The organism is Paenibacillus sp. MAEPY2, from assembly GCF_000499205.1.
GTDB lineage: Bacteria > Bacillota > Bacilli > Paenibacillales > Paenibacillaceae > Paenibacillus > Paenibacillus vandeheii.
Genome location: NZ_AWUK01000027.1, coordinates 91178 through 108437, shown reverse-complemented (window position 1 = coordinate 108437; position 17260 = coordinate 91178). Strand labels below are relative to the sequence as shown.

8 protein-coding genes are annotated in these 17260 nt (G+C 48.6%); 4 read left to right on the top strand and 4 right to left on the bottom strand.

Going from position 1 to position 17260, the window contains the following annotated elements; genetic code table 11:
• Positions 1-118: 118 nt before the first annotated feature.
• Both P364_RS36285 and P364_RS35505 read right to left on the bottom strand, forming a co-directional pair.
• Entirely contained in the window at positions 119-1813 is a 1695-nt protein-coding gene (locus P364_RS36285) for a DUF11 domain-containing protein (RefSeq protein WP_024631885.1), read from the bottom strand.
• Positions 1810-8520 (bottom strand): DUF7507 domain-containing protein, encoded by a 6711-nt coding sequence (locus P364_RS35505; RefSeq protein WP_152532728.1) that lies wholly within the window; start codon positions 8518-8520, stop codon positions 1810-1812. The genes P364_RS36285 and P364_RS35505 overlap by 4 nt, the downstream gene beginning before the upstream one ends.
• Positions 8521-8750: 230 nt before the next feature.
• Between P364_RS35505 and P364_RS0120155 the strand changes: the two genes are divergently transcribed.
• The gene (locus tag P364_RS0120155) at positions 8751-9878 is read left to right on the top strand and encodes a GGDEF domain-containing protein (protein WP_024631883.1); all 1128 of its coding nucleotides are present in this window, start codon (positions 8751-8753) and stop codon (positions 9876-9878) included.
• A gap of 87 nt (positions 9879-9965) precedes the next feature.
• Here P364_RS0120155 and P364_RS0120150 read toward each other — a convergent pair whose 3' ends face one another.
• Both P364_RS0120150 and P364_RS0120145 read right to left on the bottom strand, forming a co-directional pair.
• A complete protein-coding gene (locus P364_RS0120150) occupies positions 9966-10487 on the bottom strand; it encodes a hypothetical protein (protein ID WP_024631882.1) in 522 nt (173 codons plus the stop codon).
• A 52-nt stretch (positions 10488-10539) separates the two neighbouring features.
• Positions 10540-12186, bottom strand: coding sequence for a sensor domain-containing diguanylate cyclase (locus P364_RS0120145; protein WP_024631881.1), 1647 nt, complete (start codon positions 12184-12186; stop codon positions 10540-10542).
• A gap of 303 nt (positions 12187-12489) precedes the next feature.
• Here P364_RS0120145 and P364_RS0120140 point away from each other — a divergent pair, with 303 nt between their 5' ends.
• The 3 genes from P364_RS0120140 to P364_RS0120130 are packed head-to-tail and all read left to right on the top strand — an operon-like array spanning position 12490 to position 17255.
• Positions 12490-15444 (top strand): Na+/H+ antiporter subunit A, encoded by a 2955-nt coding sequence (locus P364_RS0120140; protein ID WP_024631880.1) that lies wholly within the window; start codon positions 12490-12492, stop codon positions 15442-15444.
• Between the two features lies 1 nt (position 15445).
• Positions 15446-15784 (top strand): Na(+)/H(+) antiporter subunit C, encoded by a 339-nt coding sequence (locus P364_RS0120135; protein WP_024631879.1) that lies wholly within the window; start codon positions 15446-15448, stop codon positions 15782-15784.
• Positions 15777-17255 (top strand): Na+/H+ antiporter subunit D, encoded by a 1479-nt coding sequence (locus P364_RS0120130; protein ID WP_024631878.1) that lies wholly within the window; start codon positions 15777-15779, stop codon positions 17253-17255. Before P364_RS0120135 ends, P364_RS0120130 begins: the two co-directional genes overlap by 8 nt.
• Positions 17256-17260: the final 5 nt, after the last annotated feature.

Genomic DNA, 17260 nt, shown 5'->3' with positions numbered 1-17260 from the left:
AGGTCATATTTAATTAGTATACCATTCATTCACCTTCGTGTAATGTCAGGACTCCTTAACCACGCAAAAACCCCTTACATTTACAGTCAGAATACAAGTCAGAAGCTGTTGTCTCCCATTATTCGTCACTATCTTCAACAATAATAGTATATACATTCGAAGTGGATTGTCCTGAATGCCTTTGACCGTTCCACTCGTAAGTATACATTGCAGTTAAGGACCCCTGCTGGATTCCCAATTGTTCGGCTGAGGATATCTGTGCAACGTAAGTGACCCTTTTCTCTGCTCCAGGTTCCATCTCACCCAAATGTAAATATTTTGGTGAAGAATACTCTGATATGGTCGCTCGATCCCGTACTTCTGCTTCCCCAATCCACTTGGCTCCTGAAGGAAGGACATCAGTGAGCTGCACCCGCGCAGTCCAGGACCCTGTATTGGTCACATGTACATGAAAGGTTACATTTCCTCCCCTTTCAATCAGATCAGGCTTCACTTCCACATGGACCGAGATGATAGGATACTTTAACTGAATAAATGTCGAATTAGAGGAAATGATTCGTTGCACAGAACGGGAATCGGGCAAGCGAAATGTATAGATCAGGCGAGCCTGATTCATTAGCTCGAAGATTGCAGGTGCATCCTGCTCCTGCTCTGTAAGGATCACTTCAAATTGGATATTAACCGCAGATCGTGCAGTCAGCGTTCCCAGATTGATACCTTTGACTAGACTTGTTCCAGGCCGTTTTACACCATTCCACCCGAGACTTCCTTCGACATAACGCATGCCTGGCGGAAGAAAATCCGTCACGACAGCATCCACTGCAAATGAACCTTCATTGTGTACTGTTATCTGATACTGAACGGTATCCCCAGGAATAGCAAGGGGAGGATTTACACTTTTTGCAATCGAAATTCGGGGCTGAACGACTTGTAAAGTTGCTACGTTTGAGTATACAGTCTCCAAATTTTCACCTGAAACATACTCTAACACTGCCTGGATTGTTAAGGCCTCGGCTACGCTGCCTCCTGTTATCTGTACTCGAAATTGAATTGGCACCGTTCTTCCCGGCAATACCTCACCAATCCAAATTCCGGAATCAGGCGTCGTCTCTGGAACAAAAATCTCATTCACTATGACACTTCCCGGTAGAAATTCAATGCCTTTGGGCAATGGGATCATTACACTTGCATCGTTTCCTATGATAAAACCCGGATTGCTCACCAAAAGCTTATAAGTGACGATATCCCCGACAAAGGTCTGAACACGATCTGCATTCAAAACCAACGACAGACTTGACGAGACCAGGTTTACTTCTACCACGTTAGATTTCTCTTCTCCCTTAACTGTTCGCCCTTCCGGCGTCAAAAACTCATAATGTACCTTCGCTTGATTCACCAGCTTCAGGGCCGGCGGGAGACCGACGATGATCACCTGAAAATGAATTCGCAACGTCATTCCGGGTGCGACTTCCTGTGCCGGAACTCCTATCTCAGGTGATACTCCCGGTAGCGGAGTCCCATCCCGAAGCACACTATTGGGAAGAAGTGAAGTTTCCGATGAAAGCGAATCCAGCAAATGGACCATGGCAGGACAATTACCGGAATTCATAATTTCGATCAGGTAGGTTAGCGTCTGCCCCAGAGCAGCTTCAGCAACGTTGCAAAACTTGTGAACTTGCAGCCTGGGGCCGATCCATGGTGTAACTACCGTATTGGAATAAGCCACCTGTTCCAGTTCAGTCGCACCCGAGCTGAATCGAACCAGTGACTGATTCTTTAGCGTGTGGGACAACGGACCGGAAGATTGGCTCATATCACCACAACCTCTACTCGGAATGTAATGGTAATTGAAGCACCGGCAGCAATCGATCCGAGCGTTATTCCTGTATTCGGATTTCCGGTAGGCCTTGCCACGCCATCCACCGTAACACTTCCAGATACAAATACGGTGCCTGTTGGTACAGGGTCTACCATGACCACGTTATTGACCGCTTCGATGCCAGTATTGGTTACCACAACCGTATAGGTGATCACATCGCCGACAACAGCATCAACTGCACTTGTGCTTTTGACAACGACAACATTTGGTGCAGAGACAGGAATCACCAGAACGTTGGAGGATACCGTACCGGTCAACTGACGGCCATCCGGCGGACTAAATGTATAATTGGCCACAGCCTGATTGACCAGCTGCTGATTCTGCGGCAAAGAATCCACAGTAACTTCAAGGGTGACTGTCACATTAACGGAACCTCCTGGAGATATCGTTCCAACCACAATTCCTGATTCCGGATTCGCACCTGGCTGTGGAACACCATCAATCAGGACGCTATTGGGAAGGAGTACTGCTCCATCCGGAATGTTGTCCGTCAGTGTCAAATTCGCTGCCAGATTGCCACTGTTCGAGATGGAAAAAGAGTAGACGATGGTGTCACCGATTGTCGCATTGGACGTACTTGCTGTTTTGGTTACGGCAATAATCGGTTGATAAATTGGCGTAACCACCGTATTCGAATAGGCTGCTCCCGAGAAGATACCTGATGTGAAACTTACCGATGACTGACTGCTCACTTGCGGCGGTGAAGGCAGCGCATTGACCCGAACCGCATACGATACCGCTACAGATGCCCCAAGTGCCAAGGAACCCAGCGCTATGCCGAGTGCAGGGTTTGCCGAGAGACGCGGAACACCGTCTACCAGGACACTTCCAGTAACAAAGGTAACAGCCGAACTGATTGGATCAGTTAACACAATGTTATTAACAGGATCAATTCCGTTATTGGTCACAACCATCTCATATACAATCGTATCTCCTACCACTGCATCCACTGCAGCTGTCGTCTTCACTACACGTACATCCGGCGCAGATACCTGAATATTGAGTGTATTGGACGATATACTGCCCCCCAGAGTTCTTCCGTCAGGCAATGTATAAGAATATGTCGCAGATGCCTGATTCGAAATGGACTGGCTCAACGGAAGGGTAACAATAACGACCGAGAACATGACCAAGGTCGTTGTAGAAACGACGCCAAGCGGAATGCCTGAAGCAGGATCGGCACCCGGTGCAGATGCCCCGTTAATAATGACGCTATTCGGCACGAGCTCTGTTCCTGCAGGGATCGTATCGGTTAACGTGACTGATGCCCCATAGTTTCCTGCATTGGAGATCGCGATGCTGTAAACGACGGTATCCCCTACCGTAGCTATAGCCTGGTCGCCCGTTTTGACTGCGGACAGAATCGGCTGATAGACCGGTGTTGTAACCGTATTGGAAAATGTAGTTGCCGAAAACGCACCTGATGTAAAACTTACCGTGGACTGGTTATTCAGAACTGCACTTGCCGGGAGCGCTGTAATCTGCACACTGAAAACAACGGTCACGGTAACACCAGGTGCGATGGAACCAAGCGTTATTCCGGTAGATGGGTTAGCACCTGGTCGAAGAACACCATCAATAAACACGCTGTTTGCTGTAAGAACAGTACTTGTCGGCACTGCATCCGTGAAGACCACATTGCTGACCGTCGCAATTCCGTTATTGGTTACTGCAATGCTGTACGTTACGACATCCCCAACAGATACAGCCGTAGATGTCGTCGATTTCACCACATCAACATCTGGAGCCGACACTGAAATGGTAAGTACATTAGACAAAACTGAACCCGTGATGCTGCGTCCATCAGGCAGCGTAAAGGAAAGAGCGACCGAAGCCTGATTCACCAGTTGTTGCGGGGTCGGCAATGTATCAATAACTACGGAAAAGGTAATCGTTGTTGTAGCCCCGGCAGCGACTGTGCCTGCCGGAATGCCTGCTGCGGGATTGGCTGCAGGTAATGGCTGACCATTCACAATGACACTGTTCGGAACAAGAATGGTTCCCGCAGGGATATTGTCCGTCAGGTTAATCTGGGCTCCATAGTTCCCCTGATTGGTCACGGTAACCGTATAACTAACGGTGTCCCCAACGGTAGCGTTTTGTGTACTGGCCGTTTTTTGTGCTGTGAGTATAGGCTGGAAGACGGGTGTAACCACAGTATTGGAGAACGTTGTGTTGGAGAAAGCCCCCGAGGTAAAACTGACTGTGGATCGATTGCTTAATTGGCCGCTTGTTGGGATTGCGTTGACATTGATACTAAAAGTGACGGTAGCGGACGCTCCCGGAGCTAACGTACCGAGCGATATCCCCCCTGCCGGATTGGAGCCGGGCTGCACCACCCCATTCACCGTGACACTGCCTGCAACAAAGGAGGCTCCAGGAGGGATCGGATCTGAGAACTGAATATTGTTGACCGGCTCTATTCCGCTGTTCGTTACCAGAATGGAGTAAGTGACTGTATCACCTACGGCAGCCGCAGTCGAAACTGTACTTTTAACTACGGCTACGTTTGGTGATGAGACTGGAAATGTCAGCGTATTTGAAGTAGCTGTTCCTGTTAACGTGCGCCCGTCAGGAGGTGTAAATGTAAAAGAAGATGTAGCAAAATTGCTAAGTTGCTGCGGAGATGGAAGGGAATCCACTATAACCGCGAACGTGACGACAGCTGTCGCTCCTGCAGCTACATTTCCTACTGGTATGCCCGCTCCAGGTGTCGCTCCCGGCTGTGGTATTCCTGAAACCACAACGCTGTTGGATACAAATGTAGTCGCAGCAGGGATGGTATCCGTCACTGTGACATTTGCCGCCAGGTTGCCTGTATTGCTGACAGACACTGTGTATACAACCGTATCACCTACGGTCGCATTCACTGTATTCGCTGTTTTGACGAGTGAAATTTGCGGTTGAATGACCGGAGTCTGTGTTGTATTGGAAGATGATGACCCCGAAAATGAACCGGATGTGAAGCTGACCGTCGACTGATTGTTAATCTGTGAAGGAATCGGCATAGTAATCGTCACCTCAAAAGTTACGGTTACTTCGGCTCCTGGAGCCAAAGTACCGATTGGAATGCCGGCGGTCGGATTGGAGAGCGGGAAAGAACTCCCGTTCACAATGACACTTCCGGGTACAAAGGGGGTATTCGAAGAAAGAGGGTTGATGTAAACCACATTATTCACTGCTACTGTTCCATTGTTGCGAATAACAGATCTGTATCGAATGACATCCCCGACTACGCCATAATCCACATTGTCACTGTTTACAATCGTTACATTGGGCAGGGATACGGGAATGGTAATCGTGTTCGATGATGAGAACCCGGAGACCGTTCTCCCACTTGGAAGAGTGTAGGCGAATGATGCAACTGCCTGGTTAGTCAACTGCCTTGGATCCGGCAAACTTGTGACCGTTGCAACAAACGTGACTGTTGCGCTTGATCCTGCAGCAATCGATCCCAAATTAATTCCTGTTGCCGGGCTAACGCCTGGTGTAGGTATCCCATTTATAATGACGCTGTTCGTACTGAATACAGCTCCCGCAGGAATCGGATCGGTTATGGTAACCGTTGCGGCAATATTGCCTGAATTGTTGACTTGGATGGAGTAATTAAAGGAATCCCCAACCGTCAAATTTGATGTGCTAGCTGTTTTCACTACTTGGATTACCGGTTGGAATATGGGTGTATTCACCGTGACGGACGAAGAAACGCCATTAAAACTGCCTGACGTAAATGCTGCACTTGCCCGGTTGCTGACTGAACCTGTGGACGGGACGGATGTTACTCTTGTTTGATAGGTCACTGTTACGCTGCTCGAGCTATTCAATGTACCGACAGCAATGCCCGAAATTGGACTTGCGTTTCTTGCAGCAGTTCCATTAATCGTGACACTGCCTGACACAAATTCCGAACCGGTTGGTATATCCGAGATCACCAGATTCTGTACCGCACTGCTCCCTGCATTTGTTGCAATGACCGTGTAGGTAAGTACATCTCCTACAGTGGCGTCTGGCGTATTTACTGTTTTGCTAATGGATAGATTGGGGCTTGATGCAGGTATGCGAACAACATTGGATACACTGCTTCCCGAGAGATTACGTCCACTCGGAAGCTGGTACGTATAATTAGCAGTCCCCTGATTCTCCAACGCTGGCGGAGAAGGGAGTGTAGTGAGTGTAGTTCGGAACACAACCGTTGCTGTTCCTCCTGACTGGAGACTGCCCAGCGTAATTCCGGTTAATGGGCTGCTCCCAGGACGCGCAGTACCATTCACTGATACTGAATCCGGGACAAACGTCAGACCTGCCGGAATCGTATCGGTTACATTCACTTGAGTTGCTATGTTCCCGCTGTTCGTTACCACAAGTGTGTATGCCAGTTGATCTCCCAGTGTCGCATTCGTCTCACTCGCCGACTTGATGATGCCTATAATCGCCTGATATACAGGGGTTGTGAGGGTATTGGAGCTCGATATCCCCGTGAACGAACCAGAGCTATACGACACTGCGGCTCGGTTGACTAACGAACCTGAAGCAGGCATGGACTGCACATTAACCTGAAATGTCACCGACGCAGAACTCCCGGCTGCCAGCGTTCCCAGTGAAACTCCACTGTTCGGATTGGCCGATGGTACCACAGTTCCTCTGACGGTCACACTGCCGGGTACGAATGTAGTACCAACTGGGAGAGAATCCGTGAGTATCACATTGTTAATCACCTGGATGCCGCTGTTGGTCGTATCGATGGTATACGTAAATGTCTCCCCAACTGCCACATCAGTGACTGATGCCGATTTTACGGTTGTTACATTAGGCAAGGTAACGGGAATCGTCAGACTGTTCGAGGCTACTGTGCCATTAATAGTCCGACCGTCAGGCGAGCTGAAGGAATAGGAGGCCATGGCCTGATCCACTAGGGTCGGAGGCGTGGGCAGACTTGTTACAAGTACCTGGAAGGTTACGGTATTGGTACTTCCTGCCGCGAGGCTGCCCAAATTGACACCAGTTGCAGGGTTGGCGCCTGCAGCCACATTCCCATTCAGTCGGAAGCTGCCTGCCACATACGAGCTTCCATTAGGGATGTTATCCGTAAATGTAACGTTGGCAGCAACATTTCCCCCGTTGTTCACCTGAAGCGTATACGTAACCTGGTCACCTACTGTGGCGTTGGTTGTACTCGCCGACTTCAAAATGGACAGATTGGGTGAATAAACAGTAAGTGTAGAGTTATTGGATGGAATAACTCCCGTAATCACTGCCCCTCCTGCCACACTTTGAAAGGTAAACGCGGCATTCGCTGAATTCACCAGCTGCAATATGTTTGCATCCTGGCCAATGAGCCCACGATAGGTTACAACAATACTGTTGGATAGGTTTAATGAACCAAGCGGAACGCCGGTGGTCACATCGAGTGTTGGCCGAGATACACCAGCGACCGTTACACTCCCGGGAATAAAGGTAAGCCCTGCAGGCATCGAATCGGATAACACAACGCTCGCCGCACTGGCTGTACCTGCATTGCTGACGGTAACGGTATAGAGAATGCTATCTCCCGCTACCGCACCTGAGGCAACGGATGCCTTCGCCACTGTAATTTTGGGGGCATTGATATCAACCTGAATCGCATTGGCGTTGACAATATAGGCGTCCCCGGAAGTCGTTAACGTTAATACAGCAGAAGACTGATTGTTGATCAGTCTGGCTGACACATCAACGTTGGTAATATCCCAGCCTTGACGTCCACCGATAATATTGGTGCCTGGGGCGCCATTCGTCTGGTTTCGTGTACCAAAAGTCCCTGTTGTATTAAGTGCTCCGGTATCTCCGTTGATTTGAGAAGCAAAAAAGTTCGCAGCCAGATTGTTTGGTCCGGACAAGGCAACTGAAGCTGCCGAGGTCGGCCCGAATAGCGCCTGATCACCGGTCCGGTTTGCGTCCCCCTCCTGCGCACTGAACAATGCCCTCCCACCTAATGCACCCGAAAGCGGAGTGGCAAATCCAGTGAGTGTGGTAACAACTGGCGCCGAGGTGGATTGGACGAGTACACCGCCTGCACGCAAGGACATATTGCGAAAAGGCAGGCTGGGGTTCTGGTAAATGACGCCGAGCGTCCAGCCCGCATGATTGGCAGTGGAATCATTAGTAATGACAATAGTCCCTACCACTGCTCCGGTTATGTACGAACCTGCCCCACCATTCTGAACCAATGTCGTTACATTGGCCGAACGAACATATCCAGCTGCATTATTCCCCAGATCGAATTGATTGGAGGTAAGTGGATCAGGGGTAACACTGAAAGTTCCTGCGGGTGTAATGAACGTAACCGGATTGTTGATTGCAGTACTTAAATTGACTGTTCCATTGATGTAACTTCCACCCCAGATCAACTCTGCATACAAGACGGTGCTGCCAACAGGAAGAACGAGTATAGCCGCTGAACTGTTGCTCTGATAAAGGCTCGTGGTTCCCAGAGGATAGGTACCGTACTGGACGGTGGCGTTGGTTGTCGTAAAAGCTCCTATACTGTCCTGTGTTCCAGGAGCCCCCGCTACTTCCGATCGACTTAGTCCAAGCGTATTGCCTGTAAATGTAATTGCTCCCGTAGCATTAACGGTTGAACGAACGACAAGAGGAATGAATCTCACCTCCCCTTCATCAAAATTGCAATCATAAATTGGAGCTTTCATACACAGTCTATGAGCCTAATGTGGACTTTTGTTTGTCCCATAAAAGAACTTTATGTACTTTGCACTTATGTAAGCTTTGTTTTCATATAACAAATTAAATAATTTGCGTTTCGTGCAATGTGTTTTATAATTAAAAAATACGAGAGCAGCGTCTGTCGTATCATTATGATGCAGTCAGCGGTGATATATTGAAGAGTTTCCATACGCATAACAGCCATATCCCAACAGAGTACGAATTCAAGCATTCCAAATGGATTAAAAAAATGCTTCGTGCTTACTGGATCGTCGTTCTAACGCATGTTGTCATTCAAATCGGCTGCTTTCTGTTTCTGGATTATGATCGAACTCCGGAAGATTTCATAATCCATGTTTTAGTTTGGCCTACATCAGCCAGCGCTTTAGCCATTCTGGTCGCCAGTTGGGTGGAACGCCGGTTCAGTTCGTTTTCCTTCTACTCCATGTCCATGGCGAGCACAGTGATTGCCTGGACCACCATTCATGTCAATTACGATATTCGCATTATACTGGCCATATGTCTTTTGCCAATCTTTGCTTCGGTTCTGTTCTTCAACAAAAAAAGGGTATGGGCGGTATGCCTCATGCAGATGATTGGCTATGTCATCGTACTCTTCGACCCGGCCTATCGGCTGTACTTGTCTTCGTTTGATATGGTTTCCATTCCGGCTTTCCTCATTGTAGGTACATATGTTGCGCAACTCATTGTTATTAGCGGGGTCGAGGTACTGGATGATCTTCAGGCCAGTATGCTTGCCAAGCAGGATCTGATTGTACGAAACGCAATTATGAGCAAGCAGTCCAAGACAGACGGGTTAACCAATCTGTATAATCAAAGCTCCTTTAAGGACTACTATGAAAAAGCGTTTGAGTATGCCAAGAATGGCATGAGTCTTCATTTGGCATTGATTGATATTGACAATTTCAAGTCCATTAATGATACATATGGTCATCGGGTTGGAGACGTCATTCTGGAGAGAGTATCTCTGGTCATTCAGGAGAACGTCACATCAAGCGATATTGCTGCGCGTTATGGCGGCGAGGAATTCGCACTGCTGATGTTCGAACAGTCTTTTGAGCAGGCATATGCATTGGTGGAGCAGATCCGTAAGAAAATCGCCCGTCTTGTTCATCCGGAGCTGGAAGGAGCTTATATTACGGTAAGTGTCGGACTCCAAAGCTATAGCCCTAATCTGTCCAAGGACAAATTGTTTGAAGAAGTGGACGCGTGCCTGTACACCGCCAAACGGACAGGGAAAAATAAAACGATAACATCCCTCGAATCGTCTATAATCGTTTAAGAAAAAAATTAAAAAAGTTGTGCTGCTCACCGAACGCCGGTGTAACAGCACAACTTTTCTTTATTAGTCTTTATAAAGCCTTTAGGTTTACTCTACCCATTCCCAGCGATGTGTATTTTGCTCCAGCTTCGGGTGGAGCTTAGCGGGCTCTCCATCAATAATCAGACGTACTTCCTTAATCCAATCTTTGAACGAGTCAAAGGATGCGAACTGATTTGCCATCTCCACCGTGAGATACAGGAAATGAGGAGCGGGGTATTCTTCTGCCATATGGCGCAGAGCTGCTTCGATCGGCGTATACTTCTTACGCTTGCCTTCCCAGCCCTCGACCCGTACGCGGGAGGATGCATGCTCCCTTCTCCAGTCATGAAGGCGGTCTTCCCTTTTGTAAAAGGGCTGCACTCCCTCCTTGCTCATTCGCTTCATCGTATTCTCATGCAGGGGATAAAGCACAAGTTGCACAAAAGCACGTGTGTCCGCAATAGCAGCGGCCCGTTCAAGCTGTTCATCCGTTACGTGCTCAAATGAATCATAAAAAATCAGGGTGCCTTTCCGGGCAGCTGGGGGCGGTTCATAGCCATAGGGTACATTGGTATATTTTCCGGACATCTCATCGCTCCTTGCCTGTCTACTGATCAGTTACCTTATACTCTATAGTATATTATCCGTTAGGTGTGTTCTTCAATTCAGGATAGAATGTCATTCTATTTTTGCCCGCACGCTTGGATTCATACAGCGCCTCATCTGCCATGCGAATAATTTCACTCGGATTGCCACTGTTTGCAGGATATTCGGCGCCTCCAATGCTGCATCCAATATGAATCCGCTCATATTCGATAATAAAAGGCTTATTCAGGTTCTGTATGATATCTTCAGCATAGATGCGTGCTTCTTCTCTTGGATTAACTCCCACAGTGCGGAGAACAATAAGGAACTCATCTCCGCCGAGCCTTACCGTGATCCCCTTGTCCTGGCTAAGACTGGCTAAACGCTGAGCCACTTTTTGCAGCAGAATGTCCCCGGTCTGATGTCCAAGGGTATCATTCACGCTCTTGAATCCATCCAGATCCAGATAAAGGAACGTTAACGTGTGATGTTCACTTTCCATCTCCAATGATTTTTCCAAATAGAGTTCGAGTGCTGTCCGGTTCGGCAGTCCGGTCAATTGGTCATAATGCGCCAGATTCTGCATGATAACCAGTTCCGAATCTTTATTCGTTAGCGAAGTCAGCATATCTCCCAACGAACGCGTCAACACTTCGATCTCCCTAAAGCCTCGATTTTCCGGAATCTGTACTTGCTCTCCAGCACCCAGTCGATTCGCTACTTGAGTCAGCCGTGCAATGGGAGCCGAGATCTGGCGGGAGATCAGCCAGCCAATCAGTGCAAACAGCACCGTAACCAAGAGTCCTGCCCACACATTAAACCAGAGCATGTCGGTCACGGAAGAAAACGCCGTTGACTTGAGCTGACGAATAACCACCGTCCATCCAAGGCCGGGATAGTCCAGATGCCCCTGACTGGTCGCAAACCCTGTAACATATTCTTTCCCATCCGGCCACTGTTCTATGGACCAGATGCTTTTATTCAGTCTCGCCCCTTCAATACCCGATAGCTTCAAAGGACGACCAATCCATTCTTTTGGACCCAGCAGCACCGTATTTTCCTTTTGACTCACGATAAACATCTCGATGTCCTTTTCCTCATGTTTCAGCGGTTCCAGGACACTAACCTCCATCTCCTTCGCCCAGGCCCAGCTCAAATGTGCGGCAAGTACGCCAGCAATCTCTCCGTTCTTATATTTCACCGGAAAGCTGATATCGACAAATTGCAACGGTTCACCGGTTGGGTTGGGAAGCAGCTTCGCCAGAAGGACGGCATCATGGACATCTCCAATAAACTTACCCTTGATTCCCTCCTGATACACGGGCCGTTCCGATAAATTGTCCCCGCGCAATATGCCGTCTGTGGATGCCAGCACATTTCCTTTCGGATTCATGAATCCAACCCATGAGAATGTGGGAAAGCTATCTTGAAGCTGATTGAGCAGCAGCTGCACTTCGGCAGGCTGGAAACGGTCTTCGAGGGCAATCATTCGGCCCAGAAGATCCAGCTCGCCTGAACGCGACCACATGAAGCGATCCAGCTTGTCTGAAGTCTGAGAAGCCGTGCTGGTTAGGGAATGACCAATTTCCGTCTCAATAGCAATGGATGATTTTTGACTGAGAATATAACCGATCGTGAGTGTAACCAGCAAGGATAACACAGCGAAGGTCATCGTGAGAACCGTTTTAAGCTTGAATGACATAACTTCCTCCAATAAACGGTGAATACATCTTGCTTTTTCAACATTAGCCATGCTGTAAAGAACAACCGGATGTCACCTATACGTTTTCATCTTTATCGGAAATCACGTCTTTTTTTATTATACATGTCCATACAATGTTGGATGGATATTCGCACCGTGATTCTTCCATTCAAAGAATAGTCACGATTCTGTATATACATACTTGGGTTATGAATATAGAGAGCAAGCATGCTCGTATGAGCCAAGCGAGCACTGTTTGTCACAACGAAGAGCATTCGAAATTCAGTCATTGGGGGTGTAATGTTGAGCCTGCTTCATGTTGCTGTAATTCTGCCTTTTGCCGCTGGTGTTGTACTTGCCATGCTGCATCGTTTCTTCCGTAAAATACATATGGGATGGCTGGTTTTACTTGTCCCGGCCCTATTATTTGTTTATTTTGCGAGTCTCTTACCCGCCGTGTCCCAGCGAAATATGGTATCCGGGTATATACCCTGGATTCCGTCACTGGACATTGGATTCAATCTATATCTGGATGGTCTAAGTTTGCTGCTGACACTGTTAATCACCGGAATAGGAACTCTGGTGGTCCTGTATTCTATCTTCTACATGGACACTAAAGAAGCCTTGAACCGCTTCTATCTGTACCTGCTGATGTTTATGGGAGCCATGCTTGGTGTGGTGCTGTCAGATAATATGATTGTGTTGTACGGATTCTGGGAGTTGACCAGTATTACGTCCTTTCTCCTGATCGCATTTCATTACAAACGCGAAGCATCCACCTCAGGTGCACAAAAATCGTTCCTTATTACCGTATTTGGCGGATTCGCCATGCTCGCCGGTTTCATGTTGATGTATCTCATGACTGGCACGTTCAGCATCCGGGCAACCATTACAGAGTGGGGGCAGATACAGGATAGTTCACTATTCTTGCCAGCTCTTGTGCTGATTCTGGTCGGGGCGTTTACGAAATCCGCACAATTCCCGTTCCACATCTGGCTGCCAGACGCCATGGAAGCTCCAACTCCCGTCAGCGCCTATCTGCATTCGGCTACGATGGTTAAGGCGGGACTGTATGTTGTCGCCCGGTTTACACCGATTTTCGGTGGACAGGGGTTGTGGTTCTGGCTTGTCACCGGCGTTGGACTGCTCACCCTGTGTTATGGATCTTTCCTCGCCGTGAAAAAAAATGATCTCAAAGCGATTCTGGCCTATTCTACAATTTCACAGCTTGGTCTGATCATGTCCCTGCTCGGCGTTGGCTCAGCGGCCATCTATTTCGGATATGGCGAATCCTCCGCGATGTACACGGTTGCCATTACGGCAGCCTTGCTTCATCTGTTCAACCACGCTACCTTCAAGGCGGCACTGTTCATGGTCGTTGGGATTGTGGATCATGAAACAGGTACCCGGGATATAAGGAAACTCGGCGGTCTTGCTTCGTTTATGCCAGTGACCTTTACGGTAGCGCTCGTCGGAGCACTCGCCATGGCCGGAATTCCGCCGTTCAACGGATTTCTGAGCAAGGAGCTGTTCTTCCAGGCCATGGTGGAAGTGACACACCTCCGCATCTTTGGACTCGGTTCATGGAGCGTACTCTTGCCTGTGTTCGCCTGGCTCGCAAGTGTGTTCACTTTGATCTATGCGCTTATTATTGTATTCAAAACGTTCCTTGGACGAACTCGCAGCGAGATTCCTGCTGAGAAGCAGCATGAAGCTCCTGTCGGCATGCTGATTCCTCCAGTTATTCTTGGAATACTCGTTATCACCTTTGGTCTATTCCCGAATCTGCTGGCTGAATCATTGATTGAACCGGCGATGGCCGCAGTACTTCCATCTCTGCTGAACGGAAAAGAGCACTTTGATGTTCATTTCTCCCTATGGCATGGCATTACTCCTGAATTGATTATGACTATCGGTGTAATTGCCCTCGGCATAACCATGTACAAACTGCTGCCCCGCTGGAGAACGATTTATGAGCACTATCCGCAAGGCTTAACGATAAACAATATGTACCATGTCGTGCTCGATAATCTTCAGCATTATGCACGCAAATGGACGGAAGCCTATATGAACGGCTCGGTTCGTAATTATTTGGTATACATTTTCTCGTTCACCGTTGCATTGCTGGTTTATGCCTTTTTCCGCTCAGGGGAAAATATCAGCTGGAACTTCAAGGGCAATGCCCCCTTCTCTTTCTATGAGGCAGTACTGCTGCTGGCATTAATTGCTGCTGCGGTTTCAATCCCGTTTGCCAAGAACAGACTATCCGCAGTCATTATGACAGGCGCGGTTGGTTACCTCGTCACTTTGCTGTTCGTGCTGTTCCGAGCACCGGATCTCGCATTGACCCAGATGATTGTAGAGACGGTATCCGTTGCACTATTTCTGCTTTGTTTCTACCATCTGCCTGAGCTACAACGGGGCAAATCAAGCCGACGTTATCTTAGTGTGAATATGATCGTTGCGATTGCTGTTGGGATCGTCATGACCTTTGTTGCCTTGGCAGCGAGCGGAACTGCGTCACTGGAAAGCATTTCAGACTTTTTCATTCAGGAGAGCTACAATCTGGCTGGCGGCAAAAATGTCGTCAATGTGCTGCTGGTGGACTTCCGAGGATTCGATACCTTACTGGAGATTATGGTGCTTGGGGTAGCTTCATTGTCCATCTATTCCATGATTAATCTCAATCTCGAAGCGAGGGACCTTGGCGCAAGACTGAAATTCCGCAAGAAAGAACAAACTGAAGAAACCGATAATGAGACGGGTGACGAAGCAGACAATACGAAAAAGTATGGCAATCGTGAACGCAGCTCATCAACATGGGATACCGTACCCCTTCAAAGCAACGATGTATTGCTGCAAACGACGACCAAGGTAGTTGTCTTTATCATTCTGACCTTCGCGCTCCATCTGTTCTTCGCCGGACATCATAACCCGGGTGGTGGCTTCATTGGCGGCCTGGTGACGGCTGCTGCGCTGGTATTACTAGCGCTGGCATTTAGTACGGATACCGTACGCAAAGCTTTACCTATCGATTTCCGCACCTTGACGGCCATTGGCTTGGGCATTGCGTTATTGACTGGAGCTGGCTCGTTTTTGTTCGGCGTACCCTTCCTGAGTCAGACCTTTGGTTATTTCGATCTTCCAATACTGGGAGAAACGGAACTTGCAACCGCCATGCTGTTTGACCTCGGCGTGTATCTCGCCGTCCTGGGAGTCACCATGAATATCATTCTACAGATCGGGGAGGATCGCTGATATGGAAATATTGATGTGTGTGGCCGTTGGCATTCTGTTCGCAGTCGCCGTCTTTTTAATCTTATCGCGGAGCCTGCTCCGTATCGTGCTCGGCATGTCCATACTAACCCATGGGGTGCATCTGCTGCTGATTACGATGTCACGTCTCAAAACAGGTGCACCACCGCTGCTCGGGGAGCAGGCTGAACGATACGTCGATCCACTCCCCCAGGCTCTGATTTTAACATCCATCGTCATTAATTTCGGACTAACCGCCTTTTTCTTTGTACTCTCCTATCGCTCCTATTTGAAGCTAAAGACAGACGATATGGAAGAAGTAAGGGGGCGTCCTTATGAATAATCTCGTGGTTCTGCCCATTCTGCTGCCACTGATTACCGGGGTTATTGCCCTTCTGTTCTTCCGACGGACAAATATCCAGCGGGTTGTAAGTGTTATTGGCCTTTTGATGACGGCAGCCGCTTCAACCGTGCTCATTACCCAAGTGGCACAGTCCGGGATACAAACCCTGAATATGGGAGGCTGGGAACCACCCTACGGTATCGTACTTGTTGCCGATATGGTATCAGCCTTGCTCGTCGTTGCCGCTTCAATCATTGGGTTCGCATGTCTGCTCTATGCCTTCCGCAGCGTGAATAAGGAACGGGAAGAACATCATTTTTACCCGTTCTTTCATTTTCTGATAGCAGGCGTGAACGGTTCATTCCTAACGGGAGACCTGTTTAACCTGTTTGTATGCTTTGAACTAATGCTCATCTCTTCATATGCACTGATTGTATTGGGAGGTACGGAGAGACAATTACGGGAAACAATCAAGTATGTATTGATTAATATTGTCTCTTCTGCGTTATTTGTAGCTTCTATTGGCTTTCTCTACTCTGTTACCGGCACACTAAACATGGCCGACTTGTCCAATCGGATCGCCGGGGTCGGACAGAGTGGAGTCATCACGCTGATTGCCGTCCTCTTCCTGATCGTATTCAGTATTAAGGCTGGATTGTTCCTTTTCTTCTGGTTATCCGGCTCTTATGCAGCCCCTCCGGCAGTCGTCACCGCCCTATTCGCCGGATTGCTGACCAAAGTTGGCCTGTACGCTATTGTGCGAACATTCACACTCATTTTCTATCATGATCCGGATTTCTTCCATGCACTTATCGGCTGGATGGCGGGAGCGACCATGGTACTTGGGGTAATCGGGGCTATGTCCTATCGTGACGTCAATAAGATTCTGATCTACAATGTTATCGCAGGTGTGGGATTTGTGGCCTTCGGCATGGCGGCAGCGAGTCGTCCGTCACTGGAAGGTCTTCTCTTCTACATGCTGCATGACATGCTGATCAAAACACTGCTCTTCCTGCTCGGGGGTGCTCTGATCGCGGTCGCAGGAACTTCCAAGCTCGACAATATGGGCGGTCTGATCCATCGCTATCCACTGCTTGGCTGGATGTTCTTCATCAGTGCACTTGCCTTGGCTGGCATTCCGCCTTTCAGTGGATTTCCTGGGAAATTGCTACTGTTCGAAGGCGGGTTACAGGCGGGCTTGTACGGTCTGACAGGCATTGCCGTCCTTTCCAGCCTGCTGATGTTATACTCGGTACTGCGTATCTTCATCCAGGCGTTCTGGGGTGAACCGCCAGCAGGTGCAGTGAGAAGACCTTATGCCGTGAACGGCCTGCTCATCCCTGCCGGAATTCTGTTTGTGTTCATCATCGCGATGGGTGTGGGGGCTGAGGGCATGTTCCAGCTGACCTCCCGCGCAGGCGACATTCTGCTGCATCCCAATATTTATATTGATGCAGTATTGAAGGAGTAGATGCG

Bases quoted from the DNA above. Each gene is read 5' to 3' on its own strand.
- P364_RS36285 (WP_024631885.1), bottom strand. From the start codon at position 1,813: ATGAGCCAATCTTCCGGTCCGTTGTCCCACACGCTAAAGAATCAGTCA.
- P364_RS0120150 (WP_024631882.1), bottom strand. From the start codon at position 10,487: ATGTCCGGAAAATATACCAATGTACCCTATGGCTATGAACCGCCCCCA.
- P364_RS0120145 (WP_024631881.1), bottom strand. From the start codon at position 12,186: ATGTCATTCAAGCTTAAAACGGTTCTCACGATGACCTTCGCTGTGTTA.
- P364_RS0120135 (WP_024631879.1), top strand. From the start codon at position 15,446: ATGGAAATATTGATGTGTGTGGCCGTTGGCATTCTGTTCGCAGTCGCC.
- P364_RS0120130 (WP_024631878.1), top strand. From the start codon at position 15,777: ATGAATAATCTCGTGGTTCTGCCCATTCTGCTGCCACTGATTACCGGG.